This window comes from Actinoplanes derwentensis, from assembly GCF_900104725.1.
In the GTDB taxonomy this organism is placed as follows: domain Bacteria; phylum Actinomycetota; class Actinomycetes; order Mycobacteriales; family Micromonosporaceae; genus Actinoplanes; species Actinoplanes derwentensis.
This window is the reverse complement of record NZ_LT629758.1, coordinates 5,333,458-5,349,394: the sequence shown is the minus strand read 5'-3', so window position 1 is coordinate 5,349,394 and position 15,937 is coordinate 5,333,458. Positions and strand designations below refer to the sequence as shown.

The 15,937-nt window shown below is 69.6% G+C and carries 13 protein-coding genes; 11 read left to right on the top strand and 2 right to left on the bottom strand.

Translation table 11 applies throughout. From position 1 onward, the window contains the following. The first annotated feature begins 95 nt into the window (after positions 1-95). Both BLU81_RS23595 and BLU81_RS23590 read left to right on the top strand, forming a co-directional pair. Complete coding sequence (locus tag BLU81_RS23595) at positions 96-1,295, top strand: hypothetical protein (protein WP_092546660.1); 1,200 nt, start codon at positions 96-98, stop codon at positions 1,293-1,295. A gap of 52 nt (positions 1,296-1,347) precedes the next feature. Then, entirely contained in the window at positions 1,348-3,609 is a 2,262-nt protein-coding gene (locus BLU81_RS23590; RefSeq protein ID WP_092546659.1) for an FdhF/YdeP family oxidoreductase, read from the top strand. Here BLU81_RS23590 and BLU81_RS23585 read toward each other — a convergent pair. After that, a complete protein-coding gene (locus BLU81_RS23585) occupies positions 3,606-4,568 on the bottom strand; it encodes a glycosyltransferase family 2 protein (RefSeq protein WP_157751763.1) in 963 nt (320 codons plus the stop codon). The genes BLU81_RS23590 and BLU81_RS23585 overlap by 4 nt on opposite strands. 400 nt (positions 4,569-4,968) lie before the next feature. Between BLU81_RS23585 and BLU81_RS23580 the strand changes: the two genes are divergently transcribed. The 8 genes from BLU81_RS23580 to BLU81_RS23545 are packed head-to-tail and all read left to right on the top strand — an operon-like array spanning position 4,969 to position 11,907. Then, entirely contained in the window at positions 4,969-5,982 is a 1,014-nt protein-coding gene (locus tag BLU81_RS23580) for an ABC transporter substrate-binding protein (protein WP_092546657.1), read from the top strand. Then, positions 5,979-6,728, top strand: coding sequence for an ABC transporter permease (locus BLU81_RS23575; protein WP_092546656.1), 750 nt, complete (start codon positions 5,979-5,981; stop codon positions 6,726-6,728). Before BLU81_RS23580 ends, BLU81_RS23575 begins: the two co-directional genes overlap by 4 nt. After that, complete coding sequence (locus BLU81_RS23570; RefSeq protein ID WP_092546655.1) at positions 6,721-7,458, top strand: ABC transporter ATP-binding protein; 738 nt, start codon at positions 6,721-6,723, stop codon at positions 7,456-7,458. Before BLU81_RS23575 ends, BLU81_RS23570 begins: the two co-directional genes overlap by 8 nt. After that, a complete protein-coding gene (locus BLU81_RS23565; RefSeq protein WP_092546654.1) occupies positions 7,455-8,447 on the top strand; it encodes an ABC transporter substrate-binding protein in 993 nt (330 codons plus the stop codon). The genes BLU81_RS23570 and BLU81_RS23565 overlap by 4 nt, the downstream gene beginning before the upstream one ends. A 52-nt stretch (positions 8,448-8,499) precedes the next feature. Continuing rightward, positions 8,500-9,513, top strand: coding sequence for a sulfurtransferase (locus BLU81_RS49955; RefSeq protein WP_197685976.1), 1,014 nt, complete (start codon positions 8,500-8,502; stop codon positions 9,511-9,513). Continuing rightward, entirely contained in the window at positions 9,503-9,964 is a 462-nt protein-coding gene (locus BLU81_RS23555; RefSeq protein WP_092546653.1) for a PPOX class F420-dependent oxidoreductase, read from the top strand. Before BLU81_RS49955 ends, BLU81_RS23555 begins: the two co-directional genes overlap by 11 nt. 25 nt (positions 9,965-9,989) lie before the next feature. Then, the gene (locus BLU81_RS23550; protein ID WP_092546652.1) at positions 9,990-10,550 is read left to right on the top strand and encodes a nucleoside/nucleotide kinase family protein; all 561 of its coding nucleotides are present in this window, start codon (positions 9,990-9,992) and stop codon (positions 10,548-10,550) included. A 4-nt stretch (positions 10,551-10,554) separates the two neighbouring features. Then, entirely contained in the window at positions 10,555-11,907 is a 1,353-nt protein-coding gene (locus BLU81_RS23545) for an LLM class flavin-dependent oxidoreductase (protein ID WP_092546651.1), read from the top strand. On the opposite strand, the gene BLU81_RS23540 is transcribed toward BLU81_RS23545, so the two are convergent. After that, a complete protein-coding gene (locus tag BLU81_RS23540) occupies positions 11,904-13,307 on the bottom strand; it encodes a glycosyltransferase family 39 protein (RefSeq protein ID WP_157751762.1) in 1,404 nt (467 codons plus the stop codon). The genes BLU81_RS23545 and BLU81_RS23540 overlap by 4 nt on opposite strands. A gap of 365 nt (positions 13,308-13,672) precedes the next feature. Between BLU81_RS23540 and BLU81_RS23535 the strand changes: the two genes are divergently transcribed. Continuing rightward, positions 13,673-15,784 carry an acyltransferase family protein gene (locus BLU81_RS23535; protein ID WP_157751761.1) on the top strand — a complete coding sequence of 704 codons (2,112 nt, stop codon included), beginning with the start codon at positions 13,673-13,675 and terminating at the stop codon, positions 15,782-15,784. The last annotated feature ends 153 nt before the right edge of the window (positions 15,785-15,937 follow it).

The following is a 15,937-nucleotide window of genomic DNA, read 5'->3' as shown; positions in this document are numbered from 1 at the left end:
TTCGTAGCGTCTCGGAAGCGAAGTGTACTTAGTTTACTTCGCTGCTCAGGGTGACCCCGGACCGCTGCGGGCCGGGTGTCCGTTAAGGTCCACCAATGGGTTTGCTGGACAGGTTCGGTTCGCCGCGCCGCAGATTCGCGCAGCTCGCGCTCCGGGTGGCCCGGCACACCCCGGGTGTCGAGCGGGCGGTCTACCAGCCGGAGGAATTCGCCATCGCGATCCACCGGACCGGCGCCGACCGGCCCGCCCACCTCTACCTCGCCAACGTCTTCCGGGAGACCGAGGACGCCACCCCGGCCGAGCGCCGGGAGCGCCTGGAACGGTTGATCGGGCTGATGGCGCCGATGCCCGAGGACGACTGGGAGACCGTCCGGGCCAAGCTGCGCCCGGTCCTGCGCCCGGTGACGTTCGGGGTGGCCGGCCCGGCTGGGATGCGCCCGCCGCTGTCCCGCCCGGCGATGCCGTTCCTGCGGGAGCTGGTGGTGATCGACGCCCCCGACGCGATGGCCTATGTGCTGCCGGACCGGGTCGACGAGTGGGGTGTCGGCGTCGACGAGGTGTTCGCGGTGGCCCGGGAGAACCTGGCGGCCATCGCCCGGCAGAGCCTGGAGCGGTCGTGGCGGGACGGCCCGGTGGTGAGCCTGCTCGACGACGGCGACGGTTACTTCACCTCGCTGCTGCTGGCGCCGGGCTGGCTGGCCGAGGTGGGTGAGCGGATGGGCGGGCCGGTGCTCGCGTTCGTCCCGGACAACAACACCCTGCTGCTCACCCCACTGCCGGAACAGGGCGGGGAGCAGCTGTACGCCGCGGTCGAGCGGGTCTTCGGCGAGGCGGTGCGCTACCTGTCCCCGGTCGGTTACGTCGCCGGCCCGGACGGACGGTCGGTGCCCTATCAGCCGCCACCCGGCCACCCGCACCACATCCCGGCCCGCCGCGCCGGTGCCGTGCTGGCGCTCACCGAGTATTCGAACCAGACCGACTGGCTGGCCGGACAGTACGAGAAGGCCGGCTTCGAGACGCACGTCGGCAACCTGGTCGCGATCGAACCGCCCGGCGGCGGTCCGGCCGAGACGATCGCCACCTGGACCGAGGGCGTGAGCACCCTGCTGCCGCGCGCCGACACGGTGGCGTTCGCCCGTACCGGCGCCGGGGTGGAATTCCGGGTGCCCTGGAATGTCGCCGAGGAACAGGCGGGACTGCGCCCGGAGCCGCTGCTGGCACCGGTCCGCTACCGGGTCGACTCGTGGCCGCCGGCATCGGTGCTGGCGGCGCTGCGGGAGCACGAACTGGATTGAAGACGGTGAGCGGGGGAGACTGGACCGGTACGTGACGCGATGGGAGAGGCCGATGACATCTTTCGAAGAGGAAGACGCCCGCCTGTCGGTGGGACCTCCGGCCGACCACGCGGCCGGGCTGCAGGCGGTGCGGCTCAGCCTCACCAACGCGGTGCGGAAGATGGGCGTCCGCAAGACCGTCCGCAACCTGCGTGCCCTCAACCAGCACGACGGCGTCGACTGCATGAGCTGCGCCTGGCCCGACCCGCAGGGGCATCGGCACACCGCCGAGTTCTGTGAGAACGGTGCGAAAGCGGTCTCCTGGGAGGGCCAGCGTGACACCGTCGGCCCGGAGTTCTTCGCCCGGCACTCGATCGCCGACCTGGCCGGGCAGACCGACCACTGGCTGGAGAAGCAGGGCCGGCTGACGCATCCGATGGTGCGGCGCGACGGCGGCACCCACTACGAGCCGATCTCCTGGGACGATGCGTTCGCCCTGGCCGGCTCGCATCTGCGTGGCCTGGACAGCCCGCACCAGGCGGCCTTCTACACGTCCGGGCGGGCCAGCAACGAGGCGGCGTTCGTCTATCAGCTGCTGGCCCGGGCGCTCGGCACCAACAACCTGCCGGACTGTTCGAACCTGTGCCACGAGTCGACCGGTTCGGCCCTGATGCGCACGATCGGTGTCGGCAAGGGCTCGGTCACCCTGGAGGACCTGCAGCAGGCCGACCTGATCGTGGTCTCCGGGCAGAACCCGGGCACCAACCACCCGCGCATGCTCACCGCCCTGGAGATCGCGAAACGCGACGGCGCGAAGATCCTGGCGATCAACCCCCTCTCCGAGGCCGGGCTGACCCGGTTCGACAACCCGCAGCAAGTGCGGGGCCTGACCGGGCACGGCACCGTGCTCGCCGACCGGCTGCTGCGTATCCGTTTCAACGGCGACCTGGCCCTCTGGCAGGCGATCGGCCACCTGTTGCTGGAGCGGGGCGTTGCCGACAAGGACTTCATCGGTACGTCCACCGTCGGCTTCGAGGCGTGGGCCGAGCACGTGTCCCGCGTCGACCGGGACCAGGTGCTGGCGGCGACCGGCCTGGAATGGGCCGAGATCGAGGCGGCCGCCGACATGCTGGCGTCCGCGCAACGGGTCGTGCACTGCTGGGCGATGGGCATCACCCAGCACCGCAACGCGGTCGCCACGATCAAGGAGTTCGTCAACGTCGCCCTGCTCCAGGGCATGATCGGCAAGCCGGGCGCGGGTCTCTGCCCGGTTCGCGGGCACTCCAACGTGCAGGGCGACCGGAGCATGGGGATCTGGGAGAAACCGCCGGCGATCTTCCTGGACCGCCTGCGTGACGAGTTCGGTTTCGAGCCGCCGCGCGAGCACGGCCACGACGCCGTCGACACGGTCAAGGCGTTCCGGGACGGCCACGCGAGTGTGTTCGTCGCGCTCGGCGGCAACTTCGTGGCCGCGATGCCGGACACCGAGGTGACCGCGGCGTCGATGCGGGGCGCGGCGCTGACCGTGCAGATCTCCACGAAACTCAACCGCAGTCACGTCGAGGCCGGGCACACCGCGCTGATCCTGCCCACGCTGGGCCGGACCGAGGAGGATCTGACCGGCGGCCGGGTGCAGCGGATCACCGTGGAGGACTCGATGTCGGCGGTGCACGCCTCCCGCGGCCGGTCCACCCCGGCGGGGCCGCTGCTGCGCTCGGAGGTGGACATCGTCTGCGGGATCGCGGCGGCCACGTTCGGTGACCGGCACGACATCCCGTGGGACGGTTTCGCCGCTGACTACGACCAGATCCGGGAGCGGATCGGCCGGGTCGTGCCGGGGTGCGACGACTATCCGGCGAAGATCCGGGACGGCGGGTTCACCATGCCGCACCCGCCGCGCGACTCACGGACCTTCCCGACGCTGGAGGGCAAGGCGGTCTTCACGGTCAGCCCGCTGCAGGTGATGACGATCCCGCCGGGGCGGCTGATCCTGCAGAGTCTGCGTAGCCACGACCAGTTCAACACCACGATCTACGGGCTCGACGACCGGTATCGGGGCATCAAACAGGGCCGCCGGGTCGTCTTCATCAGCGCGGCCGACCTGGCCGACCTGGGCTTCGACGACGGTGACATCGTCAACCTGGTCTCCGAGTGGGACGACGGGGTCGAGCGCCGGGCCGACAGGTTCCGGCTGGTCACCTACGACACCCCGAAGGGCTGTGTGGCCGCCTACTACCCGGAGACGAACCCGCTGGTCCCGCTCGACTCGCAGGCCGAGGAGAGCGGGACCCCCACGTCCAAGTGGGTGCAGATCCGTCTGGAGCGCACCGCCTAGGAGACGGTGGTGGTGCTGGAGGAGCCTTCGAACAGGCCGGCGAGGGTCTCCACCCCACCACCCCACGCGGCGGCGGCCACGGCGGCGACCACGGTCGCGGCCCGCAGCGCGTGGAACATGCCCCGGCCACTGCCGGCGTCGGCCAGGTTGCGGACGACGGCGCGGGGCAGCGTACGCCGCAGATAGTCCTTTTCCGCGCCCAGCTCCTGGTCCTTCGGCATCAGCCCGGCCATCTGCACCTTGCCACGGCCCTCGGCGTAGCAGCGGCGCATCAGGAACCCGAACGTCGACCGGTCGGCCGGCACCTCGTGGTCGATGGTCGCGTGCGGCACGTAGATCCAGCGGCCGCCGGCCGCCGCGCTCATCCGCAGGCACAGTTCGGTGTCCTCGGGCCGGTTCTGGTCGCCGAGTTTGCCGAAGCCGATGCGGAAACCGTCGACCGCCAGGAACACGTCCCGCCGGACGATCATGTTGGCCGACCAGACGTTACGGATCGGGGCGGTGCTCGTCGGCATCCCGGTGTAGGAGACGCCGACGGTCCAGAGCAGCTCGTCCGGCATCCAGGTGGGCCGGGCGCCGGCCCAGGCCGGGATGATGCCGCCGCCGGTGCCGACCACGGCCGGGTCGTTGAACGGCACCAGCTGGTGGGCGAGCCAGGTGGGGCTGGCCACGGTGTCGTCGTCGAGGAAGGCGATGAACGCCGTCCGGGTGTGGAAGGCACCGGTGTTGCGGTTGCCGGAGGCGCCGCGTGCGTACGCGTTCTCCAGCACGGTGACGCCCGGGAACTCGAGTTTCACCCGGGCGGCCATCTCCGGGTTGTGGTCGACCACGACCACGATCTCGGTGGCCCGGTGCGTCTGCGCGTGCGCGGACGCGATGGTCCGGGTGAGTGAGGCCCAGCGCTTCTCGCTGTGAGTCGGGATGACGATGCTGACGTCGGCGGTTCCGGTGGGCTCCAAGCCTCTTGCTCCTGGGCATTGGCGCATGACGCGTGTGGGGGGCGCGGTGTGCGGTACGGGTGGGAATCAAACACGGGGGAGCCTGGTCCGGGGAGAAGGCGAAGTCATTACGTGATCGTGAAAATGCTGGTCAGTGGCGGGGTGAACATGAGAGTGGCGGAGTTTCCTGTGGTTGAGCTGTGGTTTTAGCGATTCCGGGACGGCAACTCTGTGAGACCTGTCGCTCACGAACCGGAGTAATTGGCGCTAACTGCACAAGTGGCACCGAGTATTCCTATTCAATCAGTCTGATATGTGGGAACTGTATGTAATGCCGGTCACTGATCTCTGGTGAAGAGATCGCAGGTGGGCGTACGTTCCGACACGGCCCACTTGAAGATCAACGCGAAAGTCATCCTCGATGAACACTCTGATCAGCCGCCGCCGGGCGCTCGACGCCATCGCCGCCGCCTCCCTGGTACTCGCCGGCTGCGGTGCGGGTGACGACTCCGGCAGCGCCGGTGCGGCCACCGGACTGACGAAGGTCCAGATCGCGCTGGACTGGACCCCGAACACCAACCACACCGGTCTCTACGTGGCCAAGGAGAAGGGCTACTTCGCCGCGCACGGCCTGGACGTGGAGATCGTCCAGCCCGGGGACGCCGACCCGTCCGCCCTGGTCGCCGCGGACAAGATCCCGTTCGCGATCAGCGCCCAGGAGTCGCTCACCCAGGCCCGCGCCGAGGGTGCCCCGCTGGTCTCGATCGCCGCGGTCATCCAGCACAACACCTCCGGGTTCGCCTCGCCCAAGGACCGCAACCTGACCCGGCCGGCCGACTACGTGGGCAAGACCTACGGCGGCTGGGGCGGCCCGGTCGAGGCGCCCCTGCTGCAGGCCGTGGTGGCCGCCGACGGTGGTGACGCCAGCAAGATCAAGACGGTGAACGTCGGCGACTCCGACTTCTTCGCCGCCACCAAGAAGGGGATCGACTTCGAGTGGATCTTCTACGGCTGGACCGGTGTCCAGGCCGAGCTGCGCGGTGAGCCGGTCAACATCCAGTACGTCAAGGACTACGACCCGGCGCTCGACTTCTACACCCCGATCCTGATCACCAACGAGAAGCGGATCTCCGGCGACGCCGAACTGGTCAAGTCGTTCACCGCGGCGGTCTCCGAGGGGTACACGTACGCCGCGTCGCATGCCCCTGAGTCCGCTGAAATCCTGCTCAAAGCGGCCCCCGACCTGGACGCCGAACTGGTGAAGAAGAGCCAGGAATGGCTCAGCCCCAAGTACCAGGACGACGCCGCCCGCTGGGGCGAGCAGAAGGCCGAGATCTGGACCGGCTTCTCCGACTGGCTGTACGAGAAGAAGGTGCTCTCCACGAAGGTGGACGGCTCGAAGGCGTACACCAACGACTTCCTGCCCGCGGCGTGACCTTCCGCAAGGCCCTGCCCCCGGCGATCACCCTGATCCTGGTGATCGCCGGATGGCAGGCGTACACCGTCGTCTCCGGCATCGACAAATGGCTGCTGCCCAGCCCGGCGGACATCTGGGACGCCGCGCTGCTCCAACAGGACGCGCTGCTCGCCCACACCCTGGCCACCACCCAGCTGACCCTGTACGGGTTCGGCGCCGGCGTGGCCACCGGGCTGCTCGTCGCCGTCCTGCTGCACCTGATCCCGCTGCTGCGGGCCGCGGTCTACCCGCTCCTGGTGATCAGCCAGAACGTGCCGGTCATCGCGATCGCCCCACTGCTGGTGGTCTGGCTCGGCTTCGGACTCGCCCCGAAACTCGTGGTGATCATCCTGGTCTGCTTCTTCCCGATCGCCGTCGCCACCCTGGACGGGCTGCGGCGCAGCGACCCGCTGATCACCGACTACCTGCTGATGAGCGGGGCCAGCCGGCGGCAGCTGTTCACCAAACTGCAGTGGCCGCACGCGCTGCCGACGGTGTTCTCCGGGCTGAAGATCGCCGCGACCTACAGCGTGTTCGGGGCGGTGATCTCCGAATGGCTGGGCGCCGAGAAGGGGATCGGGCAGTACATGATGATCCAGAAGTCGGCGTTCCGGGCGGACCGGATGTTCGTCGCGATCGGCATCGTCATCACGCTCGCCCTGGTGGTCTTCGGGATCGTCGTCCTGCTGGAGAAGCTGACCGTGAAGGGCCGCCGCCGTGACTGACGCACTCTCCGTGACCGATCTCAGTCACTCGTTCGGCGATCTACCCGTTATTTCTGACATTTCGTTGCATGTCGCGGCGGGGGAGTTCGTCTCCATCGTCGGCCCCTCGGGCAGTGGCAAGAGCACGCTCTTCCACCTGATCGGCGGCCTGCTCTCGCCAACAAACGGGAAAATATCGGTCAACGGGCAGGCGGTGAAGCGGGGAGCGATCGGCTACATGCCCCAGCAGCCCGCGCTCATGCCGTGGCGGACCATCGAAGCCAACGTGGTCCTGGCCCAGGAGATCAAGGGCAAGGCGGACCTGAAGCTCGCGCGCGAGTGGCTGGCCCGGGTCGGGCTGGAGGGCTTCGCCAAGTCGTACCCCCATCAGCTCTCCGGCGGCATGCAACAGCGCGTCGCCTTCCTCCGCGCCCTGCTCTCCGACCAGCCGCTGCTCTGCCTCGACGAACCGTTCAGCGCCCTCGACGCGATGACCCGGATCGAGATGCACCGCTGGCTGCTGGACATCTGGGAAGCCAACCGGCGCGCCGTCCTCTTCGTCACCCACAACATCGAAGAGGCACTACTGCTCTCCGACACGGTTTACGTCTTCTCCCGGCGTCCCGCCAAGATCCTGGAGAAGGTCACCATCCCGTTCGACCGTCCCCGCCGTGACGATGTCGTCGACGACCCCTCGTTCGTCAAGTTGCGCCGCCGCCTCACCGATCTCCTGACAGGTGTTCCCCGATGACCCTCACCCACGTACGCGTGATGCTCGAGTACTTCCACCCGTGGACCAACGCCGCCGGTCTCTACGTGGCCAGCCGTCAGGGCTGGTACCGCGACGCCGGCCTGGACGTCGAGCTCACCGTCTTCGACTCGCTGCGCGGCGACACCCTGGAACACCTGGCCCGCGGCGAAGTCCACCTGGGCGTCTTCCCCACCAACCGGCTGCTCGTCCGCAGCGCCGCCGGCCAGCCCCTGAAAGGCGTGGCGTCGATCAACCACCGAGGCATGGAGACCATCCAGACGGTCGTCGGCCGGGGCATCACCCGCCCTCGCGACCTGGCCGGCCGCCGCCTGGCCCTGAACCCGACCCCGCGGGGCGTAGCGATGGTCCGCCACCTGGTGACCGCCGACGGAGGCGACCCCGACGCGGTGATCCTGGTCGACAGCGGCCACCGCGAACTGTCCGCCGACGACATCGCGGCCGGCGAGGTGGACGCCACCTTCGGCGGTTACTGGGCCTGGGACGCCCTGTTCGCCCAGCTCCCCGGCGAACAGCGGATCACCTGGCCGGTCGACGAGATCGGCGCCCCGCCGTACCACTCCTACCTCCTGGGCACCGGCCCCGCCCTGACCGACCAGCCGCTGATCGAGGCGTTCCTGACGGCCACCGCCCGTGGCTATCAGGCTGCCCGCACCGACCCGGCCCTGGCCCTGGACGTCCTGGACCGCGTCATCCCCTACTTCCCCCGGCCCATCCTGGCCCGTTCCCTCGACCTGATCGCCCCGACCTGGTTCGACGGCGACCGCTGGGGCGAGATCCGCGAAGACCTGATGACCCCCTACACGTCCTGGCTGGCCACCAACGACATCCTCCCGACGTCCTTCGACTGGCGCCAGGCGATCACCCCGACGTCCTTCGCTTCCCCCACGGCGTCTTCCTTCGCTTCCCCCGAGACGTCCTCCTTCGTTACCCCCGCGACGTCTCCGGAGGCCCCGGCGGTCCCGCGATGACCGGGCTGCTGCCCCTCCGCGCACGGTTCGCCCTGGTCACGGTGGTGCCGCGATGACCGGTCCGATCCTGGCCGCTGACGATTTGCTGGTACGACTGGAGCAGGGTGACGTCATCGTCCTCGACGCCACGGTCGACTTGGCCGCGGCCGTGTACGACGGCGACCACCGATCCACGTCCGGCCGTCCCGGCTGGGAGCAGGCGCACATCCCCGGCTCCCGGCACGCCGACCTGCTCCACGACCTGAGCGACCCGGCCGCGCCCTACCATTTCGCCCGCCCCACCCCCGAGATCCTGACCGCACGCCTCGCCGACCTGGGCGTCCGCGACGGCGTCCCGGTAGTCGTCTACGACCGCTCCGGCGGCATCTGGGCAGCCCGCCTCTGGTGGCTCCTTGACAGCATCGGCATCGAAGCCGCCGTGCTGGACGGCGGTTTCGCCGCCTGGCAGGCAGCCGGCCTCCCGGTCTCCGCCGAGGTCCCTTTCGCCGAAGTCGCTTCCGCCGCCGAAACCACCCCCGGCCTCACCACGAGCCCGCCCTCCCAGGGGGTCCCCCCGCCGGCGGCCAGTGTGACGGAAGGGCATGGGCTCCCGCAGGCTAGCTGTGGACAAGTAGCCGGTGTGGACAACGCTCGCGCGGTGCGGGAAGAGCGCTGGATCGGGCGTGAGCACCTGCAACGCTGGCTTCGCGGTGAGATCGAGGCGACCGTGCTGTGCGCGCTGAACCCCGAGGCCTACGCGGGGGAGGTGCCGACCAGATACTCTCGGCGCGGGCATATTCCGGGTAGCGGGAACCTTCCGACGCGGTCGCTGCTCGGCCCGGACGGGCGGTTCCGGCCACTCGACGAGTTGCGCACCGACCTCGCCGACCTGCTGGCCGATCCGGCGCCGATCTGGCTCTACTGCGGTGGTGGCATCTCGGCGGCGACCCTCGGGCTGGCGCTGACTGCGCTCGGGCGGGACGACGTGTCTCTCTACGACGGTTCTCTCGAAGAGTGGTCCGCCGACGAGAGCCTGCCACTGGTGTTGGGTCGCGCTGACGAGAGCGGTCGCGCCGATGAGCGCTGAGCTGTCGGCGGTCGGGTTGCCGGTCATCGAGGTGCAGCCGCCCGCCCGGACGGGGGTCGTGCGTCTGCCGGAGGAAGTGGTGGAACTGATCGATCGGCCGGAGTTCGCGGTGCTGTCGACGGTTCAGCCGGACGGCAGTGCGCAACTGTCGATGATGTGGGCCGGGCGGGACGGCAACGAGATCGTGATGGCCACCAAGGCCGGCCGGCGCAAGGTTCGCAACATCGAACGTGATCCGCGAGTGACCGTGCTGCTCTACGACCGGGCGCGGCCGGCCCGCTACGCCGAGATCCGGGGAACCGCCCGGATCACCGGCGAGGACGCGCATGCCCTGGTCGACGAGCTGGCCCGGCGGTACACCGGGTCCGCGCACCAGCGGGGCGGCGAACGCGAGGAAGCCGCCCGGGTGGTCCTGCGGATCACCCCCGAGCGAGTGCTGTTCCAAGCGTGACCATGGCATTGGAAAGGGCTGGACGGTGAGCGGGGAACTGGAGGCGGCTGCGGAACGGGTGGTGGCCTGGGCCGGCGGGCTGGAAGCACGGGCCGGGTCACGGCGGGTGCTGGCCGTCGAGGGACGGTCCGGGTCGGGGAAGACGACGCTCGCCGCGGCGGTCGCGGAACGGCTGGTGTCTCCGCTGATCCACATGGACGATCTGTACGCCGGATGGGACGGCCTCGACCAGGCGGTGATCGAACTGCATGACCGGGTGCTGGTTCCGCTCGCTGACGGGCGGCCCGCGGTGTGGCGGCGCTGGGACTGGGCGGCCGGGGAGTACCGCGGCGAACATCGGGTGCCGGACGCCGGCTGGCTGGTCGTCGAAGGAGTGGGGGCCGGCGGGCGGGTGCTCCGGTCGTACACAAGCGGGCTCGTCTGGTTGGACAGCCCCACGGTGATCCGCAAGCGGCGCGCCCTGGATAGGGACGGGCAGACCTATGCCCCGCATTGGGCCCGATGGGCCCGGCATGAGGACGCGTTCTACGCGGCCGAGCAGGTTCGTGAGAACGCGGACCTGATCATCGAGAACGCTGGGGAGTAGGCACATGACGATCCGCCTGAACGGGCTGCGGCAGTCGACCGTCGGCCACACCGCGATCGGTCTGTGGCGTCATCCGGACAGTCAGGCCCACCGGTACCGGGACCTGTCGTACTGGGTGGAGACCGCGAAGATCCTGGAACGCGGCTACTTCGACGCGCTGTTCGTGGCGGACGCGCTCGGGCCGCTCGACGTCTACCAGGGCAGTGTCGACGCGGCGCTGCGGGACGGCATCCAGACGCCGACCGACGATCCGCTGCTGCCGATCAGCGCGATGGCGGCGGCGACCGAGCATCTGGGTTTCGCGGTCACGGTCTCGTCGACCTACGAGTTGCCGTACGCCTTCGCCCGCAAGATGACCACCCTCGACCACCTGACCGGCGGCCGCATCGGCTGGAACATCGTCACCTCCGCCCTGGACAGCGCCGCCCGCAACCTGGGGTTGGACCGGCAGTTGCCGCACGATCAGCGGTACGCGAAGGCCGAGGAGTTCATGGAGGTCGTCTACAAGCTGTGGGAGGGCAGCTGGGCGGACGACGCGGTGGTCCGGGCTGGGGATGTCTTCGTCGACCCGTCCCGCGTACGGCCGATCGCCCATGAAGGAATTTTTTACAAGGTTCCGGGCATCGCGCTGTCCGAACCCGGGATCCTGCGCACCCCGGTCCTCTACCAGGCCGGCACGTCCCGGGTCGGTCAGGCGTTCGCCGGGAGGCACGCCGAGGGTGTCTTCCTCTCCGCCTATCTGCCGTCGATGGCCCGCACCCTGGTCACCGGCGTCCGGGCCGAAGCCGCCGCGGCCGGCCGTGACCCGTCGGCGGTGAAGGTTTTCGCCATCGCCACGGTGATCGTCGCCGAGACCGACGCCGAGGCGCAGGCCAAACTCGCCGACTATCAGCGGTACGCCAGTGTCGAGGGCGCCCTGGCCCGCTGGAGCGCCCTGATGCACATCGACCTGTCCACGCTGGACCTGGACAAACCCCTGGAGTACGTGGAGACCGACGGCATCCGCGGCATGGTCGAACTGTTCACCACCCTCGACCCGTCCCGGACCTGGACACCTCGGGCGATCGGCGAGTTCGTGGGGGTGGGCGGCGGCGGCCCGGTGATCGTCGGCAGCCCGTCGACGGTCGCCGACGAGCTGGAGCGCTGGGCCGACGAATCCGGTGTGGACGGCTTCAACATCGCCGACCCGGTTCCCCCGGTGACGTTCCGCGACTTCGTCGACCTGGCGGTTCCGGAGTTGCAGCGCCGCGGTCTGGTCCGAACCTCCTACGAGGGCACGACGCTGCGCGAGAACTTCTACGGACCGGGCCAGACCCGGGTACGTGACGACCACCCGGCCGCGGCGTACCGCTTCTAGGCTCGCCGTTCCATCAGGATGACACTGAGCTGGCGGAAGTCCCAGCGGTCGCGGAGCTGGTAGCCGGCACTGATCAGAGTCCGCTTCGCCGGGGACATGTCGTGCAGCGGGTCCGGGTTGTTGTCGGGGCGGACTATCCAGATCCGGGGCGGGACACCCAGGCAACCGGGCAGGTCCGCACACTCGCGGGCCGCCAGCCGGCCGTCGGCGCGTTGCGGGCTCACCGCCAGGACGTCCGGTGGCCGGGGCTGCGGGACGTACCGCTCGTAGATGTCGCGGGCCACCCACGGCATGCTCGGATGTGTGTCCGGGAAGACGACGACATCACCGTCCCGGTGGAGGGGGCCGATCACCCCGGCGATCCGGTCCGAGGCCTGACCGTGGCCGGCCGATTCCCGGATGTCGGCTTGGGCCGGCCAGCCGAGCACCGCGATCAGCGCCACGCTCGCCGCGGCCGGAAGACGACCGGCCCGGATCGCGGCCACGGCGGCGAGCGTCACCAGAGCGGGTAGCACGAACAGCACGTATCGGGCCACCCACACGCCGGCGACGGTTCCGGCGGCGAGCAGCAGGGCGGGCGGCAGCAGACCGGCGCCGGCCAGGGCGAGTACCGGCCGGGCCCGGCCGGTTTCCGTTTTCGCCATGCCGATGGCAATACCTGCGACGGCGAGAGCCAGCAGCAGACCGCCGGTGACGCCGGAGATGAAGAACTGGTCCGGCACCAGGTACAGGTTGTTCAGGCTGACCCGGCCGATCCAGGCGACCTGGCCGGTCTGCCCGGAGGCCGCCACCCCCAGCCCGATCGCGGGGACGGCGCCGATCAGTGCGGCGGCCGGCCACATCCGCCACGCCCGCCGTCCGGCTGGCGCGTGCCCGACGATCATCAGCAGGCCGCTGAGCGGATGGCACAGACCGGTGACCGCCACCGCGGCCGCGTAGGCGGCGGCCCGCGACCGAGTGGGGCGGTCCAGCAGGCGCAGAAGTGCCAGCAGAGCGAGAGCGGCGAAGAGCACGGTGCCGGCGTACGGCCGGGCCTCCTGCGCGTAACGCGACGTCACCGGAAGCACCGCATAGAACATCCCGGCGGTCAGCCCGACCGGATCCCCGCCCACCCGGCGGCCGAGCGCCACGATCACCACGCTGGTGAGGACGGTGGCGACCAGTGACGGCAGGCGAAGATCGACAGGATCAAGGACTTTCAGAGCCGCATAGTACGGCGTGATCACCGCATCGACGGCCCCCGCCAGCAGCCACAGCCGGTCCCAGTCCAGCCGCACCGCGCCCCAGGTCGCCAGCTCGTCGGCCCACAGCGCCGCCCGGTCCAGCCGCCACGCCCCGAGACCCGCGGTGACCAGCGGCGGCAGCAGCCACACCAGCACCCGGACGGCGTGCGCACTCAAGGCCTCCGCGCACCGGGTGACCACCGCTCAGCCGAAGTGCTGTTCGATGGTCACGGTGAGCTGAGGAACCGGCGCGAAGAGCATTACCGTCGGCTACCCGCTCAGCCCCGGCTCAACCCTTCGCCGCGGCTACGGCCTCCCCGGAATCCGTACCAGCAGATCTCCTCCACTGTGCTCGACACGCGCTGTGCCTCGGCGCTGGGTTTGCGGGCCGACGAGGCGATCTCGATCATGGTGGCACAAAACCGTGATCACACTGGGTGCGGGTGTCCCTACGCTGACAAGCGTCAATTGATCATCAAGCCCGTCGGAGACATCGGTCCACAGGGGACCCTTCTCGACGGGTATTTTCGATAGGAACGGCAGTGCGGGATCAGAACATCATCGGCCGGGCAGCGGTCGTGCCGCGTCAGAGCGGGCCTCGGGCCGCCGTGTCGACCATCTACCGCAGTGCGGCGGCCTCCCCGAGCGGAGAGAGCCCTCGGCCCGACCAGCACCACCACCACGGACGGCTGGGGCGCATCCGGGGCCTCGACGGCATTCGCGCGCTTTCGGTAGCCGCCGTTCTCGCCTACCACGTCGGCACGGCCGGCGGACCGACGGTGTTGCCGGGCGGGTTTCTCGGCGTCGATGTCTTCTTCGTCGTCTCCGGGTTTCTCATCACGTCGCTGTTGTTCGGTGAGGCGGCCAAACACGGCCGGATCTCGCTTCGCCAGTTCTACATTCGCCGGGCACGCCGGCTACTTCCCGCGTCGTACCTCCTACTGATCACCGTCGCCCTTCTCGGGCCGACGCTGGTGCCCGACCAGGTGCAGCGGCTCAAGGGTGACATCGTGGCGGCGGTCGCCTACGGCACGAACTGGTGGCTGTTGCACCAGAACGGCTCGTACTTCGCGACCGACAGCGAAAAGGCGCCGCTGCTGAACCATCTGTGGTCGCTCGCCGTCGAAGAGCAGTTCTACCTCATCTGGCCACTGTTCGTGATCCTGTTGTGGCGCACACGGTGGACCCTGCTCGGCGTGACGCTCGCCCTCATCACCGGATCCACACTGCTCGCGACGTACCTGTACAACCCGTTCACCGACCCGTCCCGGGTGTATTTCGGCACCGACACCCGAGCGGCCGCCCCGCTGGTGGGCGCGGCCCTGGCGATCGCGCTGCGGCCCTGGCTGTGGGGACAAACGGACTCCCCGGCGCGTGGGCGAGCCATCAACCTGACCGCCGCCGCCGGCGTTACCGCGGTGGTCACGCTGATCGCGCTCATGCGCGACGATGCCGATTTTCTATATCAGGGTGGTTTTCTGCTCGTCGCGATCGCGGCCGGCGCCCTGGTTGTCGGGGTGTCCCACCCGTCCAGCCGTCTCGGCGCCGCCCTCGATGCGCGCCCGCTCCGCTGGCTGGGCGAACGGTCATACGGTATCTACCTGTGGCACTGGCCGATCTTCGTCCTGCTGCCGGCCGGCGGGGGTATCACCGGCTGGTGCTGGGCCGTCGTCAAGATCGGAATCTCCATCGCCGTGGCCGCGCTGTCCTACCGGCTGGTCGAGCAACCGATCCGCCACGGTCTGCCCAAGGACTTCAGCCAGCGTGATCAGGCGAGCCGTCGTGCGGTGCGCCTGCGGATCGCCGCTTCCGTGCTGATTCCCCTGCTCGCCGCAGGGGTGGCAGTGGTACGCCTCAATGACGCGCCGCCGCCGGCCGATCCCCTGGTCGACGCCGGCCCCGCGCTGCAACTCGGCATCCTGCCTTCAGCACAGCCGTCCAAGGACACCGCGACGCCGGCCCTGACGTTCAAAGCGCCGATCAGAGTGGCGGTGTTCGGCGACTCGCAGGGCATGACGCTGCTGCGCAACACGCCGGACGACCTCGACCGGTACCTGAGAATCACCGACGAAACGATCGAGGGCTGCGGGATCATGCTCACGCGCATCCGCAGTAAGAGCGGTGAGCGCACCGACCTCGCTGACAGCTGCCCCAACTGGCAGGAGCACTGGGCGGAGTCGGCGCGGAAACGCCGCCCGCAGATCGCGCTCGTGATGCTCGGCGCGTGGGACGTGTTCGACGCGATCACCGACACCGGCACCATCGCGTTCGGCTCCCCGGAGTGGGACGCGCTGTTCATGGACGCGACCAGCCGAGGCATCGGCGAATTGCGGGCCGTGGGGGCGCAGGTCGCCCTCTCCCTGCTGCCCTGCTACCGCCCCGTGCGGGGCAGCGCCGGTTTCTGGCCGGAGCGTGGCAAAGACGTGCGGACGCAGCATGTCAACACGTTGCTGACCGAACTCGCGAAACGAGACCCGGATCGGGTCTTCACCATCAACCCGCCGGAGGAGTTCTGCACCGATCCCCAGATCTCCACCAAACTGAACTACCGCTGGGACGGCGTGCACTACTACAAGGCAGGGGCGCAACTGTACTTCCGCACCGTGGTGCCGCAACTGTCCCGGGTACCCCGACCAGCGCCCATCCCTAACTGACACGCCCGGTCCGCGCGGTCGCTGGTCCGGCGGACAACCACTGAGTTACGACGGCGCTCGGATGCCGAGCCGGGCCGAGCGCGAACCGGGTCGTCCCATCGAATCGGGTTACCGGTGAGGGCGACCCGGGTCCGACGGCGGGCTCTGTCAGCT

What these genes read in the sequence shown, in the direction of transcription:
- BLU81_RS23595 (WP_092546660.1), top strand. Translation starts at nt 96, where the DNA reads ATGGGTTTGCTGGACAGGTTCGGTTCGCCGCGCCGCAGATTCGCGCAG.
- BLU81_RS23590 (WP_092546659.1), top strand. Translation starts at nt 1,348, where the DNA reads ATGACATCTTTCGAAGAGGAAGACGCCCGCCTGTCGGTGGGACCTCCG.
- BLU81_RS23580 (WP_092546657.1), top strand. Translation starts at nt 4,969, where the DNA reads ATGAACACTCTGATCAGCCGCCGCCGGGCGCTCGACGCCATCGCCGCC.
- BLU81_RS23565 (WP_092546654.1), top strand. Translation starts at nt 7,455, where the DNA reads ATGACCCTCACCCACGTACGCGTGATGCTCGAGTACTTCCACCCGTGG.
- BLU81_RS49955 (WP_197685976.1), top strand. Translation starts at nt 8,500, where the DNA reads ATGACCGGTCCGATCCTGGCCGCTGACGATTTGCTGGTACGACTGGAG.
- BLU81_RS23555 (WP_092546653.1), top strand. Translation starts at nt 9,503, where the DNA reads ATGAGCGCTGAGCTGTCGGCGGTCGGGTTGCCGGTCATCGAGGTGCAG.
- BLU81_RS23545 (WP_092546651.1), top strand. Translation starts at nt 10,555, where the DNA reads ATGACGATCCGCCTGAACGGGCTGCGGCAGTCGACCGTCGGCCACACC.